Here is a 15,593-nt window from a genome sequence, read left to right on the forward strand (position 1 = left end):
CTCGGGGCGTTCACCTCGGCCGATGCGGAAATCGCCCGCCGGCCTGCCGGTAACCGGCGGTAAATGCGAAGGGGTGCCGGGGGTGAACTCGGCATCCCTCCGATGAATTCGCCGCCGGATTCCCCGGGAGCGGCCCGATCCTCAGCGCAGCCCGAAGCGCCGGGACCAGGACATCATGTCTGCCGTGGTGGCGTTGCCCCCGCACACGACCAGGCCGAGCCGGGCCCCCTCGCCGACGCGCTCCAGGACCTGCCGGGCGGCGGGCAGCAGGCAGCCGGCGGCCGGTTCGGCCCACACCTTGGCGTGGTCGGCCAGGTCCAGCGACCCCTGGACCGCCTCCCGGTCCGGCACCACCAGCACCTCGGTGACCAGGGCGGACACATGGTCGTACGTCAGCTGCGACACCGACGGGGCGCTGAGCGTGGAGACGATCGACGACAGGGCGACCGGCAGCGGGCCGCCCGCCGCCAGCGCCTCGGACATGGCCTGCGCGCCCTCGGTCTCCACGCCCCACACCCGCACCCCGGGCCTGCGCGCCCGCAACGCGGCGGCGACCCCGGAGATCAGCGCGCCGCCCCCGACACTGACGAGCACGTCGGTCAGCTCCCCGGCGTCGGAGGCGAACTCCAGCCCGACGGTGCCCTGCCCGGCGACCACCACCGGGTCGTCGAACGGGTGGACCAAGGTCAGCCCTTCCTCCTGCAGCCGCGTCATGAGCGCGAACGCGCCGTCCATGTCGTCGGTCAGCCGCACCGACGCCCCGGCGTCCTCCGCGATCTCCACGGCCCGCGCGGGCGCCGAGCGCGGCATCACCACCGTGGCCTTCACCTGGAGGGCGGCGGCCATGACCGCGACCGCGATGCCGTGGTTGCCGCCGCTGACCGCCACGACCCCGGCGGCCCGCTCGGCCTCGCCCAGCGACAGCAGCTTCGCCGTCGCCCCGCGCGCCTTGAACGAGCCGGTGCGCTGGAGCAGTTCCAGCTTCGCGGTGACCGGAGCGCCGAGCAGCGCCGTCAGTCCCGGGCTGTGCACGGTGGGGGTGCGCACGACGTGCCCGGCGATGCGCTCCGCAGCGGCTTCGATCTCCGAGATGCCGATCACGGCGGCCTTCCTTCCGGCGCGGGGTCGCGGTACGCGCCGGACCGACCCTGACCTGCCCGGCGGTGCTTGGTCAACGTGGCGGCCGGGGAGGGCGGTGGTCGAGGTGCGGGCCCACCCCGCCCGGGGGCCGGTCCTGGGCGCCCGGTCCGCCTCGCGGTGCGGCGGCCGTCGGGCCTGGCGGCGGTTCCGCACCGGGTGGGAGAGGGGGCGGGCCCGCTCCGGATGCGGGGCGCCTGGTGGTCCCGGCGCCCCGCGGGTGCCGCTCCTCAGGTGTCGCGGTGCGTCAAGTAGGCGAGCAGTGACCGCAGTTCACCCGCGGCTCCCGGGTCCAGCGGTACGTGTGCGAGGGCCGCCTCGACGGCGGTGACGTGCCGCCGGGCCTCCGCCATGGCCGCCGAACGGCCGCCCGCCTCCTCGATCAGGGCCGCCGCCGCGCCGGGGTCGTCGCCGGACTCCAGGAGCGCGGCGAGCCGGCCGCCCGCCGGGGAGCCGAGCGCGACCAGCACCGGGAAGGTCTTCTTGCGCTCGCGCAGATCGCCGTGGACCGGTTTGCCGGTGACGCGGGGGTCGCCCCAGATGCCCAGCACGTCGTCGACGATCTGGAAGGCGATCCCCAGATGCCGCCCCGCCCGGTCCAGCGCGGCGACGGTCCCGGGCTCCGCGCCCCCGAGCACCCCGCCCAGCCCGGCCGCGCAGCCCAGCAGCGCGCCCGTCTTGTGCTCCGCCATGGACCGGTACTCCCCGGGCCGCACACGCCCCGGTCCCGTCCAGGGCCGCTCGGCGAACAGCAGGTCGTCGGCCTGGCCGCGCACCAGATCGCGCAGTGCCACGGACAGGGTCCGCACGGCCGCGGCGCCGCCCGGCTGCTCGGCGAGCGTCTCGACGGCGAGGGCGAACAGGGCGTCGCCGGCGAGCACCGCCGGTCCCGTGCCGTAGGCCTTCCACACCGTCGGGCGGCGACGCCGGGCCGTGTCGCCGTCCATGATGTCGTCGTGCAGCAGGGAGAAGGTGTGCACCAGCTCCACCGCGACGGCCGCGGCCACCCCGGCCCGGCCGGGCGCACCGGCCGCCTCGGCGCCGAGCACCGCCAGCGCCTGCCGTACCCCCTTGCCCCCGGAGGCCGCGGCGGGCGCGCCGCCGACCTCGCACCAGCCGAGGGAGTACGCCGCCATCTCCCCGGCCCAGGGGTGCAGCCGGCCCACCGCCTCGGCGAGGGCGGGGCGGACCAGCGCGCGGCAGCGGTCGAGCGTCCGGTGGGCGCCGGCCGTGCCCGGCTCCGTCGCACCGCGCGGCCTCGGTGCCCGTGCCGTCGTGGGCGGCGCCGTCATCGGGCCGTCTCCCTCGCAAGCGCGCCGACCGGTATGCCGAGTTCGTCGTGGGCGCGGGCCACCATCCTGCGGGCGTGCTGCAGTCCGATCCGCTCCAGCACGCCCGCCAGGTCGGCCAGCTCGGCCGCCGTCTCGGCCCGGTCGCGGCCCAGCCGGGCCAGGGACTTGGCGAGCCCCAGGCGCGACAGCGCCTCACCGCGCGGCTCGCTCATCGCCCGGAACTCCGCCAGCGCCTGCTCGTACAGGCCGCGGGCCTCGGCGTAACGCCCTGCCCGGTACAGCACGTTGCCGCGCATCTTGTGGTTGTAGGCCAGCGCGCTGGACAGCCGCATCGCCCGGCACGTGGTCTCCGCCTCGCTCAGCAGCTCCAGCGCCCGCCCGGTGTCGCCGTCCCGCACCGACACGACGTCGGCCAGACCGCGCAGCGCCCAGGCGTGTCCCCGCCGGTCGTCGGCCCCCGCGGCGATCTGAGCGGCCTCCTCGAACAGCGCGTACGCGGTGTCGTACTCCCCGGTGTTCCGGTGCATCTGCGCGATGCCCTCCAGCGCCCACACCGTGTGCCGCGCCTCGCCGCGCCGCCGGGCCTCGGCCAGCAGCTGCTCGTGCAGCCGGCGGACGGCCTCGTAGTCGCCCTGGATGCGGCCGGTCTCGGCCAGGCCCGCCAGCGAGTAGCCGCGCACGACGACGTCCCCGCCGCGCTCGCCCAGGTCGGCCGCGAGCTGCAGCAGCCTGCGGGCGAGGCGGAACGCGCCGCGCTGGCGGGCCAGTGTGCCGCCGCTCCACAGCGCCCAGGCCATCGCCGCGAGGTCCCCGGCCTGACGGGCGGCGCGGTAACTCCGCTTCCAGGCCCGGTCGGCCTCCTCGACCCGCCCCAGCCGGCGGTGCGCCTCGGCCACCGCCAGCCCGGACCGCGCCGCCTCCGCGGGCTTCCCGGCACGTTCGGCCGCTCTCAACTGCTCGGTGCCGGCGGCCAGGACGTCGGTCAGGGAGGAGTTGACGGAGAGGGTGGTGAGGGCGCCCTGGTACTCCGGAGCGAATGCCTTGCCGTACATCGATGCCTTTCGGTCCGTATGCACGCCATGTATACATTGCGCGTATACATGGCGTGTATAGAAGGGTGGAAACCTGCCCCGGCCACCAGGGCCGGGGCAGCACCTGCTGCCGGTCAAGACGACGGCGGGACGGACCGGGTTGCCTGTGAGGCGCAGATCACCCGACGGGGACGAAGGGGAGTCCGGCGCCGCCGCGTCAGTGCTGGCCGGGCTTGTGCGGCGTCGCCTCGCTCGGCCGGACGACGACGTACCCCTCGCCCTGGAGCAGCAGTTGCACGGCCTCGCCGGAGCCGCCGCGCAGCATCGAGCCGATGGACTGGGAGCGGTGCAGGGACGTCTGCAGCCCCGCGGTCCAGCCGACGATCGCGTCGGTGTCCACGTAGACCGGGTACTGCGGCGAGACGGGGATGACCAGCGGGGTGCCCTCGCAGATCAGGCCCAGCTTGCCGTGTCCGCTGAAGACGCTGTTGAACAGGCCGCCGCCGGTGATGCCGGCGCCCTTCACGGTCGCGATGCGGTACGCCAGGGTGGCGTCGAAGCACAGCACGTTGCGGCCGTTGACCGTGAACTCGTCGCCGGGTTCGACGTCGACGACGAAGCAGTTCTGCGCCTCGTGCGCGAACCAGGCCTCACCCTGTCCGCGCACCGCCATCAGCGGAAGCCCCTCCCCGGTGACCGCGCGCTTGAGCATGCCGCCCACGCCCTGCCCCTTGCGCTCGAACTGGAGCGTGCCGCGGTAGGCGACCATCGCGCCCTGCCGTGCCAGCATCTCGCCGTTCACCGTGTAGCGGATGCATTTGGAGTTCTCGATCGACATGCCCGCCGCGACGGCCGGCTGTGCCATGTGCTCGCTGGAAAAGAGGTCACCCTTCATACCGGCATCCTCGCCCGGAGCCTTTCCCTCGGCCAAGATCGCCGACGAACAGCGGTGCGGGAGCGCGCTGTTCGGGGTCAGCCGCCGAAGAGCTGCGTCCAGTAGCTGCCCGCGCGGCCGCCGCCGGCGAAGCCGACCCCGAGGTGCGTGAAGCCCGGCTGGAGGATGTTGGCCCGGTGGCCCGGGCTGTTCATCCAGCCCTCCACCACGTCGGCGGGGGAGCGCTGGCCGCAGGCGATGTTCTCGCCGATCGCCCGCCGCGTGGAGCCCGCGGCGGCGGCCCGGTCCCAGGGCCGGGTGCCGTCGGGCGCGGTGTGCGCGTAGAAGGCGCGGGCCACCATGTCCGCGCTGTGCGCCTGCGCCGCCGCCGTGAGCCGCGGGTCGGCGGCCAGCGGCGGGAGCCCGGCCCGTGCCCGCTCCCGGTTGGTGAGGTCGGTGACGGCCGCCGCCGTGCCGGCCAGCCCGTCCGGCGTGAACGGCCTGGCCCACAGCGCGGTCCAGTAGGTGTCACCCGAGGCGCCGTCGTGGACGCGGGCCACGCCGGCGTGGGCGAACGCCGCGTCCTGCAGGGTGCGGCGGGACCCCTCCGCGCGCAGGCAGTAGGCGACGAACTCGGCCGCCGTGCGCGGCCCGGACACCAGGTGCTCGCCGACCGCGAGATACGCGTATCCGGCGCCGGTCACACGCTGGTAGACGGAGAGGCCGTCGCGGGTCTCGACCCCGAGGCGGCCGGACGCGGCCATGGCCGTCGCATGGGCCCGGGCCGCGGACAGCAGCCGTGCGTCCAGGGACAGCGGCGGTGAACCGGCGCGCTCCCGCGCGGAGTTGACCAGCGGGAGGAGTCCGTCGGGATCGGGCGCCGAGCGCGGCGGCGACGAGGGGGCGGACGCGCCGTCCGGCACCCCTCCGCCCCGGATCGCCTCACTCGCGATCTGCTCGTCCACCGCCTCCACGTCCACCGCTTCGACGTCCACGGCCTCCGCGTCCACGACCTCGACCCCGAAGTCCCGTGCCAGGCCCGCCAGTCCGTCGGCGTAGCCCTGGCCCAGCGCGCGCAGCTTCCAGGCGCCGCCGCGCCGGTAGAGCTCCGCGAGCAGCAGGACGGTCTCCGGGCCCCCCGACGGCGGTGTGAACCGGGCGAGCGGCCGGCCGCCGGCGCCGGTGACGAGCAGCGTGGGGGAGGGCAGCCGGCCCAGGGCGGTGCCGGGCTCGGCCGGGCTGACGGCCACCGTGACCCGGGTGGCGCCCGGCCGCAGCCGCGCCGGGTCCACGGTGAGGGTGTCGCCCCGCAGCCGGGTCCCGGGCGCGGACGGCTGGTTGTAGAAGACGAAGTCGCCGTCGCCGGCCACCTTTCCGCCGTCGTCCGTGACGAGCGCGGACACGTCGAACGGTCCGGGCACCCGGAGGCTCACCGCGCCGCCCGGCACCACCACATTGCCCCCGGGGACCAACTCGTCCACCGCTCCCCCTGCCCTCGTCCCGCCGCCCACCCGGAAGGACGGCCCGGCGGGCACCGGAGTTCCCGCGCCGGCCTGGCGAACCGCCGTCCTCCCGCCGCAGAACGCGGCGGCGTCGAGGGTGCGGAGCATCACCCTGCCTGCTGAGACCATCCCCGCCCGCTGCCGTCCGCCCGTCACATGTGCACCGCCGGTCGGCAGTTGCAGCGCAGCGTATCGGCATGAATCGGGTCAATACGGCGACCGGGGAGGGGGCCGGTGTCTCGGGGCCGGTGTCTCGTTCGTCGACGGCTCCGAACGGCCGCGGCACGAAAGCGGCCCGCGGCGTCCGTCAGAGCGAGGCCGTCCTGGGTACCCCGGGCAGCGATGATCGAGAAACTCGCCCCGTCACGGCCGGGGCACCCTGCGCGGCAGCGGCGGACGCGCCGCAGCCGTCTCGTACAGTGGCCCGGCCCGAAGAGTCCGACGCGCCGCCGGCGGGTCCCGGACGCCCGCACCTCCCGCCTGATGAGACCGCCCGCCCGCCCGCGCCGACCGGCCGAAGGAGCGCCGACGATGCCCCGCACCGCACGCCCCCGCCACCGCGCCGCCCTGGCAGCTCTCTCCACCTGCGTCGCACTGGGCTGCGGGACCGGCACCCCGCCCCAGGGGGACCGGCCGGCCCCGCCGCCCGGCGCACCGACCGGGAGCGGGTACGGCGCGGTCACCTGGGCCTCCTCCGCCGGCCGCGTCGGCACGGCGGCCGACGGCCGCAGCTACCGGCTGATCGTCCGCACCAGCGTCGGCGGCAGCGGCCTCCGGGTGCGGCTGTCCAACGCCTACGGCGACCAGCCCGTGACCTTCGGCAACGTCCACGCGGGCCGGCAGCGGAAGGGAGCGGCGCTGGTCCCCGGCAGCAACCGCCGCCTGACCTTCGACGGCGCGGCCTCGGTCACCGTCCCGCCGGGCGGCATCATCTACAGCGACCCGCTGCCCGGTCCCGTCGCGGCCGCCTCCAAGCTCGCCGTCAGCCTGCACGTCGTCCGGGCGGGCGGCTCGCTGACCGGGCACTGGATGGCGATGCAGACCTCCTACACCACCGAGGGCGACCACGCCGCCGACGAGAGCGGCGCCCGCTTCGGGCAGCGGATCGGCTCCTGGTTCTACCTCGACGCGGTCACCGTCAAGCCCCGCCGGGACACGGGCGCGGTGGCCGCCCTCGGCGACTCCATCACCGACGGCTGGCACTCCACGACCGGCCTCGACCGCCGCTGGCCCGACCACCTCGCCCGGCGGCTGAGCAGGGCCGGGGATGGCACCGTCGAGGGAGTGGCCAACGAGGGCATCGCCGGCAACCGGCTCCTCAGGGACGGCCCCGGGCAGAGCGGCCTGAACCGGCTGCGGCGCGACGTGCTCTCCCTGCCGGGCGTGCGCACCGTGTTCCTGTTCCAGGGCGTCAACGACATCAAGGCCGAACCGGGCGCCACGGCCGCCGAACTCATCGCCGGGTACCGGACGCTGATCGACCGGGCCCACGCGGCCGGGAAGTGCGTCGTCGGCGCCACCATCGGTCCCTACAAGGGCTGGCCGGAGTGGGACCCGGCCGGGGAAGCGGTCCGCCGGAAGGTCAACGCGTTCATCCGCGACGGCGGCGCCTTCGACGCGGTCACCGACTTCGACCGCGTCCTGCGCAACCCCGCCGATCCCGAACGGATCCGGCCCGCCTTCGACGGCGGCGACCATCTGCACCCCAACGACCGGGGCATGCGGGCCATGGCCGACGCCGTCGACCTGAAGGACTTGCAGTGCCGGGGCTAGCGCCCGTCAGGGATACGCGACCGGACCGGCCACGTTCGTCGACGCGTCGGACGGTCCGCCGCGGTCGTTGACGGCGTGGCGGACCGTGCCGGCGTCGCTCAGCCGGACGCTGACGGCTCCGGGGTGATCAGACCCTCCCGGTAGGCGACCGCCACCGCCTCGCCGCGGCTCGACGCGCCCAGCTTGGCGAGGATGTTGGAGACGTGGACGCTCGCCGTCTTGCCGGTGATGAACAGCTCCTCGCCGATCTGCCGGTTGCTGCGGCCGAGCGCGAGCAGCCGCAGCACCTCCCGCTCGCGCGCGGTGAGGGCACCGGCCGGCCGGCCGCCGCCGGCCAGGGCCTCGGCGCGCTCCCGCAGCGGTACGGCACCGAGGCGGCCGGCGGTCTCCCGGACCGCCCGGGCCTCGGCGGCCGCCTCCTCGCGCCGCCCGGCCGCCACCAGGGCCTCGGCGTAGCGCAGCCGGCAGCGGGCCTGCTCGTAGACGTCGCCGTAGCCGAACGCCGTCACCGCCGCCGACCAGGCCGCCACGTCCGGCCCGGACACCGCCCGCACCCCCTCGGCCTCCGCTCGGGCGAGCCACGCCTGCCCCTCGGGTCCCTGCGGCGCGTCGTCCTCGCCGTGCACGGCGACGGCACGGGCCAGTTCCACCAGCTCCGCCGCCGTCCCCGTCCAGCGGCGGGCCCCTTCCGGGTCGCCGGCCCGCCGCAGCCCGGCGGCCGCGTCGGCCACCGCCGACAGCGCGAGCGCGGCGAGCCGGACCGTGACGTCGGGACGGGTGCCCGCCTCGTCGACGAGGGCCGAGACCGTGGACCGCGCCCACCGCACCGCGTCCTCGGGGTCCTCCCGCAGCGCCGCCGCGTCGGTGAGCACGATGCCCGCGACCAGCGTCGCCATCCAGTCGAACGGCCCCTCCAGCAGCGCCCGCGCCCGGTCGGCCGCGGCGCCGTCCCCGCGGGCCAGCAGCACGTACAGCGCGGGCCCGGCCGTGTAGCCGCCGGCGGCCGGCAGCACCTCGGCGTCGTCCGCCGCCGCCCGCACGCACTCGTCCCAGCGGCCCAGCACCTGCAGCACCAGCAGCCGCAGATACCGCATCTCCAGCGGGTACGGCGAGGACAGCAGCCCGGCGCGCCGGGCCCGGTCCAGACCCTCCGTCAGCCAGGGCACGCACTCGGCCAGCTCCCCGTTCTCGTAGCAGCCCATGGCGAGGTTGAACAGGGCGCGCAGCTCCACGGCGGCGTTGCCCGAACTCCTGGCCAGCTCCCGGGCCCGGACCAGCCGCTCACGTCCCCGCGGGCCGCGCCGCCCGCCGGTGTCGAAACCGGCCAGGGAGATCAGCAGGTCCGCCTGGGCGTCGCCCACCCGCAACCGCTCGGCCACCTGAAGCGCCCGGCGGGCGACCAGCAGCGCCGTGTCGTTCTCCCCGACGTAACGGGCGGCCATGACGTGGGTGGCCGCCGCCCACACCCAGGTGCGCGACGGCGGCTCCTCGGGGATCATCGCCAGGGCCTCGCTGCTGTAGGCGTACGCGGCCGACAGGCTGTCCACGCGCATCAGGTTCCCGGCGAGGGTGTAACGCACCCGCGCGGCCAGCTCCGAGTCGGCGTCCTGGCCGAGCTCCGCGAGCGCGGACCGTGTCAGGGCGACGGCGCGGTGCAGCTCCCCGGCGTGGGCGGCGGCCGCCGAGGCGCGCAACGTCAGCGAGACCCGGTCGACGTCCCGGCCGGACGGCCGGGCCCGGGCCGCCACGGCCGGCCACAGGTCGAGGGCCGTTTCGAGGTGGCGCTGCTCCTCGGCGGGCGCGCCGACCCGCTGGGCGTGGTCGGCCGCCTCCAGCGAGGCGGTCAGCGCCTCGGCGAGGTCATGGCTCTCCCGGTAGTGGTGGGCCCGCTCGGCCGCGCTCTCGGCCGGCTGCCCGGGCCCGGCCAGGAGCCGGGCGAACGCCCCGTGCAGCCGGGCGCGTTCGCCGGGCAGCAGATCGGCGTAGACGGCCTCGCGGGCGAGGGCGTGCCGGAAGGCGTACGTGCCGTCGTCCCCGGCGACGAGCAGCTGCCGCCCCACCGCCTCGCGCAGCGCCGCCTCCAGGGCGTCCTGGCCGAGCCCGACCGCGTCCCGCAGCAGGTCGTGCCCCACCCGGCGCCCGGCGACGGCGGCGGTCCGCAGCACCTGCTGCGCGGTGTCCGAGAGCTGCTCGAAGCGGATCAGCAGCACGTCGGCGAGTCCGCTCGGCACCCCGCCGGACTCCGTGTCCGTGGCGGCGAGCAGCTCCTCCGCGTAGAAGGCGTTCCCCTCGGCCCGCTCCACGATCCGGCGTACCGTGGCGTCCGGCAACGGCCGCCGCTCCAGGGCGCGCACCAGCCGGGCCACGTCGGAGTCGGCCAGCGGCCGCAGTTCCAGCCGCTCCACCGCGGGCAGCCGCACCAGCTCCGCGAGCAGCGGCCGCAGCGGGTGCCGCCGGTGCAGATCGTCCGCCCGGTACGACGCGAACACCGCCAGCCGGCGCCCCAGCACGCCCCGCCCGAGCAGGAACCGCAGCAGGTCCCGCGACGACTGGTCGGCCCAGTGCAGGTCCTCCAGCACCACCAGCAGCGGCGCCGCGTCCGCCACGTCGGCCAGCAGGCCCGCCATGCCCTCGAACAGCCGCAGCCGCCCGTCCGCGTCCCGCACGGACTCGGTCCCGGTGCCCAGCAGCCGCCCGACCACCGGATGCGCGGCGACAGCGGGCGCGAACCGCTCGTCGGCGGCGAGCACGCCCAGGATCTCCGTGAACGGCAGATAGGGCAGCCCGACGTCGCCGAGGTCCACGCAGTGCCCGGTGACGACGGTCATGCCCGCGCCCACGGCCCGTTTCCCGGCCTCGTCGAGCACCCGGGTCTTGCCGACTCCGGCGTCCCCGGCGAGCAGCACCGCACGGAACTGACCCGCGCGGGCCCGCTCCAGCACCCCGCCGATGCGCGCGAGTTCGGCGTCCCGCCCCACCAGGGGGGCGCTCGATGAAGCCTGCGGCACGGGACCAACCTTCTCGTTCGGGGGCGCGCGAACCGCGCGTTCTCAGACACTCGGGCAGCCGGGGCCCGCCGTCCCCGGCGGGCCCCGGTCCTGCTAGGCGCGCAGCACCTTGGCCCAGTCCGCCGGCACCCGCCCCGCGGGTCCCGGCGCGGGCTGGTCCGCGGGGTGGCTCACCGGCGGGGCCAGCTCGGGCCCGGACTCGTACAGCTCGTTCGCCGCGTAGTCCCAGTACCAGCTCTCACCCGGCTCGAAGCTCTGCACCAGGGGGTGCCCGGTCTGCCGGAAGTGGGCCGTCGCGTGCTTCGCCGGCGAGCTGTCGCAGCACCCGACGTGCCCGCACCGCGCACACCGCCGCAGATGGAACCACCAGCCCCCGGCCTCGTCGCACTCCGCGCACCCGTCGCCGCTCGGCGCCGCGCCCGGGTCGATGCCGTTCTCCGCAGTCATGGTCATTCCTCCTCGGCCGCCGTCAGCGGCAGCAGCACCTGGAAACGCGTGTCCCCCGGCTCCGACTCCACCCGGATGCCGCCGTGGTGCTTGCCGACCACGATCCGCCAGGAGATGTCGAGGCCCAGCCCGGTCCCCTCGCCCACCGGCTTCGTGGTGAAGAACGGGTCGAAGATCCGCTCCCGGTCCTCCGCCGGGATGCCGATGCCGGTGTCCCGGAACTCCACCAGCAGCCGGTCGTTCTCCCGCGCGGTCCGCACGGTCAGCGTCCCCCGCCCGCCCGCGCTGTTCATCGCGGACACGGCGTTGTCGATCAGGTTCGTCCACACCTGGTTGAGCTCGGCCGGGTACGCCGGGATCCGCGGCAGCGTGCGGTCGTAGTCCTTCACGACCTCGATCTCCCGGCCGATCTTGCCCGACAGCATCAGCAGGGTGCTGTCGAGGAGTTCGTGCACGTCGGCGTCCTGGAAGGGGGCCCGGTCCAGCTGCGAGTACTGCTTGGCCGCGTCCACCAGCCGGGAGATGCGTGTGGTCGAGTCCTTGATCTCGTCCATCAGCAGCTCGGTCTCGACGGTGTAGTTGAGCCAGCCGACGGCGCTCGGCAGGATCTCCTCGTCGACCGCCGCCGCCACCTGCTCCAGCCAGTCCACGTCGAGCCCGGCCTGGACGAACGTGGGCGCGATCCGCCAGCCCTCCCCGATGCCGTGGTCGTCGAGCCAGTCGCTGAGCGCGTCCTCCCGGTCGGAGGCTTCCAGCGGGCTCAGCGCGGGCGCCTTGGCGACGCGCTCGGCGGTGCGTTCCTGCAGGTCGATGAGGCGCGCCATGACCTCGGGGGAGTAGGAGCCCTGCGCGATGACCGCCAGCTTGTGGCGCATCTTGCCGACCCGCTCCCGGAGCGTCGCGGTCGCCCGAACGGCCGCCGCGGCCGGGTTGTTCAGCTCGTGCGTCAGGCCGGCGGACAGCGAGCCGAGGGCCAGCAGCCGCTCGCGCTGGCCGATCATCCGCTGGGTGTTCTTGGACCCGAAGAACAGCCCCTCCAGCAGGTGCACCGCCATCGGGAACCACTCCTGCATGATCTCCGCGAACGTCCCGGCGGGGAGCACGAAGAACCGCGTCGGCTCGGTGACGCGCAGGGAGTTGGTGTAGACCTGCCGCACCCGGTCGCCCAGATACGCCTGCATGGCCCCCGCGTACACGCCCCGCTGGGAGGTCCGGGTCACCTCCACGTCGTCCGCGCCGACCCGGCGGTACAGCACGACCGTGCCGTCCAGCATCACGTAGAAGCAGGTGGCCGGGTCGCCCTCGGTGTACACAGGCCCGGGGGCGAACCGCTCCACGCGCCCCGCGGAGCACAGCCTGCCGAGCTGCTCGGGCGTGAGCTTCTCGAAGAGGAACAGCGTCCCGATCTCCCGGGCGTCGCAGGGCAGCGGCTGCCCGCTCACGACTGCTCCAGGTACCGGTGGACGAGCATCACGGCCATGGCTCCCTCTCCGACGGCGGACGCGACGCGCTTGGCGGACTCGGAGCGGGCGTCGCCCGCCACGAACACGCCCGGCACGCTGGTCTCCAGGTGGTACGGCGGCCGGTCCAGCTCCCAGTCCTCGGGCGGACGGCCGTCGGCGGTCAGGTCGGGCCCGGCGAGGATGAAGCCGCGCTCGTCGCGCAGCACCGTGCCGTCCAGCCAGCCGGTCAGCGGGGCCGCGCCGATGAACACGAACACCCACTGCGCGTCGACCTGCTCCCGTTCGCCGGTGTCCACGTCCCGCAGGGTCAGCCGCTCCAGCCGGCCGTCGCCGTGCGCCTCCTCGACGACGGTGCGGGTGCGCACCCGGATGGCGGGGGACTCCTCGATCTGCTGGATCAGGTAGTGCGACATCGACGCCGTCAGCGACTCCCCGCGCACCAGCAGCATCACCGACTTGGCGCCCCGGGACAGGTACATCGCGGCCTGCCCCGCGGAGTTGGCGCCGCCCACGACGTACACGTCCTGCCCCTGGCAGGAGGGCGCCTCCGTCAGGGCGGACCCGTAGTAGACGCCGCATCCGGTCAGGGCCTCGCAGCCGGGCGCGGCCAGCTGCCGGTAGGAGACACCGGTCGCGAGGATCACGCTGTGCGCGGCGATCGCCGAGCCGTCCGAGAACCGCACGATCCGCGCGGCGCCGTTGACCTCGAGTCCCGTCACCTCGCGCGCCGTCAGGATCTCGGCGCCGAACTTCGCCGCCTGCCGCCGCGCCCGGTCGGTGAGCTGCGCGCCCGAGACGCCGTCGGGGAAGCCCAGGTAGTTCTCGATGCGGGAGCTCTGCCCGGCCTGCCCGCCGGTCGCCGACCGCTCCACCAGCACGGTCCGCAGCCCCTCGGAGGCGCCGTAGACCGCCGCCCCGAGTCCGGCCGGGCCGCCGCCGATCACGACCAGGTCGTAGAAGTCGGCCGTCGGGGTCGTCGCCAGGCCGACCCGGGCGGCGAGGTCGACGGCCTCCGGCTCGACCAGCGGCGTCCCGTCCGGCGTGATCACCACCGGCAGCCGCAGCCCGTCCTGCCCGGCCGCGGTCAGCAGCCGCCGGCCCTCCGGTTCGTCGGCGGAGTACCAGCGGTAGGGCACCTGGTTGCGGGCCAGGAACTCCCGTACCTCCGAGGAGCGCGCCGACCAGCGGTGCCCCACGACCTTCGTGGCCGGCACGGGCCGGAAGTCGCTCGAGCGCCACGCCTGGAGCAGGTCGTCCAGGACCGGGTACAGCTTCTCCTCGGGCGGGTCCCAGGGTTTGAGGAGGTAGTGGTCGAGGTCGACGACGTTGATCGCGTCGATCGCCGCGTCGGTGTCCGCGTACGCGGTCAGCAGCACGCGCCGCGCGCCCGGGTGGATGTCCAGGGCCTGTTCGAGGAACTCGATGCCGTTCATCCGCGGCATCCGGTAGTCGGCCAGGATCACCGCCACCAGGTCGCCGCGCAGCTTCAGCTCCCGCAGCGCCTCCAGCGCGGACGCCCCGGACTCCGCCCGCACGATCCGGTACGACGCGCCGTAGCGCCGCCTCAGGTCACGGGCGACGGCCCGCGAGACCCCCGGGTCGTCGTCCACGGTCATGATGACGGTCCGCGCCGCCTCGGCGGGCTGTGCCATACGTCCCCCCACACCGGGCGGTCGACTCACGGCACGGCGCTCCGGGACGCCGCGCCGGCCTCCGCCCATCGTATGTTCGATCGCCGTGCCGCGTCCCGGCCCGGTACGCGGTCAGCCGCGCGGCGCGCCCAGCACGCAGAACTCGTTGCCCTCCGGATCGGCGAGCGTCACCCACGACTGCTCGCCCTGGCCGATGTCGGCGTGCCGCGCCCCGAGCGCCAGCAGCCGCGCCACCTCGGCCTCCTGGTCGTCGGGCCGGAAGTCGAGGTGCAGACGGTTCTTGATCGTCTTGCGCTCCGGCACCGACGTGAACAGCAGCCCGGGCAGCCGGTCCGGGGCGGGCCGGATCTCGAACTCGTCGGGAGCGTCGTTCACCACCGTCCACCCCAGCGCCTCGGCCCACCACCGGCCGAGGGCCTCGGGATCGGCCGAGTCCACCATTACCTGCTCCCACTCCAGTGACATGGGGGAAGGATAGTGAAGACTGATCATCGTCGCAGTGGCATTTTCACAAGGAGGCAGCCGGATGACTGGCCCGATCACCGCAGGGGTCGACGGATCGCAGGAGAGCCTCGCGGCCCTCGGCTGGGCGGCGCGGGAGGCGGTGCGGCGCGGGGTGGCGCTGAAGGTGGTGCACGCCTGGCGGTCCCAGCCGCAGGAGGTGCTCGAAGCGGGGATCGAGGGGGACGCGGACAGCCAGGCCGAGTGGGTGCACAGCGCCGTGACCGAGGCCGTCGCGACCGTCACCGCACGGCACCCGGGCCTCGAGGTGACCACGGACGTCGTGGAGGGCGAGGCCGTCGGCGCCCTGCTCGCCGCCGCCTCCGCCGCCGATCTGCTGGTGCTCGGCTCGCGCGGCCACGGCCGGATCGTCGGCTTCCTGCTCGGCTCGGTCGGCCAGCAGGTCATCGCCGAGGCCACCCGGCCCGTGGTGCTGGTCCGGGCCGGCGACGAGGCCTCGGGGGAGGCCGCCGGGCGCGAGGTCGTCGTGGGGCAGCAGGGCGACCCGGAGGACAGCGCCGCCGCGCTGCGCTTCGCGTTCGAGACGGCCTCGGCCCGCGGGGCGACCGTGCGGGTCGTACGGGCCTGGACCCTGCCGCCCGTGTTCGCCTACAGCCCCGGCTCGCTGAAGCTGCTCGACGAGGCCGGGGGACTGGAGCCGTACGAGAAGAAGGCCCTGGCCGCCGCGGTCCGGCCCTGGCGCGACCGCTTCCCCGAGGTGCCGGTGGTCGAGCACGTGGAGATGGGCAGCGCCGGCCAGGTGCTGCTGTCGGTGGCCGGGACGGCCCAGCTGATGGTCGTCGGCCGGCGCGCGCACCGCACGGCCGTGGGCGCCCGGATCGGTTCGGTGGCCCACGGGGTGCTGCACCACGCGGACTGCCCGGTGGCGGTGGTCCCGCACGCGTGACACCGG

The 15,593-nt window shown here is 75.4% G+C and carries 12 protein-coding genes; 2 read left to right on the plus strand and 10 right to left on the minus strand.

The window, feature by feature from the left end; genetic code table 11:
- Positions 1-141: 141 nt before the first annotated feature.
- The 5 genes from ABZY20_RS22000 to ABZY20_RS22020 all read right to left on the minus strand — a co-directional run bounded on the left by ABZY20_RS22000 (position 142) and on the right by ABZY20_RS22020 (position 5,815).
- The gene (locus ABZY20_RS22000; protein ID WP_356443201.1) at positions 142-1,101 is read right to left on the minus strand and encodes a threonine/serine dehydratase; all 960 of its coding nucleotides are present in this window, start codon (positions 1,099-1,101) and stop codon (positions 142-144) included.
- Positions 1,102-1,367: 266 nt separating this feature from the next.
- Complete coding sequence (locus tag ABZY20_RS22005; RefSeq protein WP_356443202.1) at positions 1,368-2,429, minus strand: polyprenyl synthetase family protein; 1,062 nt, start codon at positions 2,427-2,429, stop codon at positions 1,368-1,370.
- The gene (locus ABZY20_RS22010) at positions 2,426-3,481 is read right to left on the minus strand and encodes a tetratricopeptide repeat protein (RefSeq protein WP_356443203.1); all 1,056 of its coding nucleotides are present in this window, start codon (positions 3,479-3,481) and stop codon (positions 2,426-2,428) included. The genes ABZY20_RS22005 and ABZY20_RS22010 overlap by 4 nt, the downstream gene beginning before the upstream one ends.
- Positions 3,482-3,677: 196 nt before the next feature.
- Positions 3,678-4,355 carry an AIM24 family protein gene (locus tag ABZY20_RS22015; RefSeq protein WP_356443204.1) on the minus strand — a complete coding sequence of 226 codons (678 nt, stop codon included), beginning with the start codon at positions 4,353-4,355 and terminating at the stop codon, positions 3,678-3,680.
- Positions 4,356-4,432: 77 nt separating this feature from the next.
- Positions 4,433-5,815: a CAP domain-containing protein gene (locus ABZY20_RS22020; protein ID WP_356443205.1), complete on the minus strand. Its 1,383-nt coding sequence runs from the start codon at positions 5,813-5,815 to the stop codon at positions 4,433-4,435.
- A 552-nt stretch (positions 5,816-6,367) separates the two neighbouring features.
- Here ABZY20_RS22020 and ABZY20_RS22025 point away from each other — a divergent pair.
- Positions 6,368-7,609, plus strand: coding sequence for an SGNH/GDSL hydrolase family protein (locus tag ABZY20_RS22025; RefSeq protein WP_356443206.1), 1,242 nt, complete (start codon positions 6,368-6,370; stop codon positions 7,607-7,609).
- Between the two features lie 98 nt (positions 7,610-7,707).
- Here ABZY20_RS22025 and ABZY20_RS22030 read toward each other — a convergent pair whose 3' ends face one another.
- The 5 genes from ABZY20_RS22030 to ABZY20_RS22050 form a co-directional block, all read right to left on the minus strand.
- Positions 7,708-10,617 (minus strand): AAA family ATPase, encoded by a 2,910-nt coding sequence (locus ABZY20_RS22030; protein WP_356443207.1) that lies wholly within the window; start codon positions 10,615-10,617, stop codon positions 7,708-7,710.
- Between the two features lie 93 nt (positions 10,618-10,710).
- Complete coding sequence (locus tag ABZY20_RS22035; RefSeq protein ID WP_356443208.1) at positions 10,711-11,064, minus strand: UBP-type zinc finger domain-containing protein; 354 nt, start codon at positions 11,062-11,064, stop codon at positions 10,711-10,713.
- Between the two features lie 2 nt (positions 11,065-11,066).
- The gene (locus ABZY20_RS22040; RefSeq protein ID WP_356443209.1) at positions 11,067-12,506 is read right to left on the minus strand and encodes an ATP-binding protein; all 1,440 of its coding nucleotides are present in this window, start codon (positions 12,504-12,506) and stop codon (positions 11,067-11,069) included.
- On the minus strand, positions 12,503-14,179 hold the full coding sequence (locus ABZY20_RS22045; RefSeq protein WP_356443210.1) for an FAD-dependent oxidoreductase: 1,677 nt from the start codon (positions 14,177-14,179) through the stop codon (positions 12,503-12,505). Before ABZY20_RS22045 ends, ABZY20_RS22040 begins: the two co-directional genes overlap by 4 nt.
- 111 nt (positions 14,180-14,290) lie before the next feature.
- A complete protein-coding gene (locus ABZY20_RS22050) occupies positions 14,291-14,644 on the minus strand; it encodes a VOC family protein (protein WP_356443211.1) in 354 nt (117 codons plus the stop codon).
- A gap of 61 nt (positions 14,645-14,705) precedes the next feature.
- On the opposite strand from ABZY20_RS22050, the gene ABZY20_RS22055 reads away from it, so the two are divergent.
- Positions 14,706-15,587 carry a universal stress protein gene (locus tag ABZY20_RS22055; protein WP_356443212.1) on the plus strand — a complete coding sequence of 294 codons (882 nt, stop codon included), beginning with the start codon at positions 14,706-14,708 and terminating at the stop codon, positions 15,585-15,587.
- Positions 15,588-15,593 lie beyond the last annotated feature (6 nt).

Origin of the sequence: Streptomyces sp. NPDC006624 (assembly GCF_040611555.1) — a bacterium.
GTDB lineage: Bacteria > Actinomycetota > Actinomycetes > Streptomycetales > Streptomycetaceae > Streptomyces.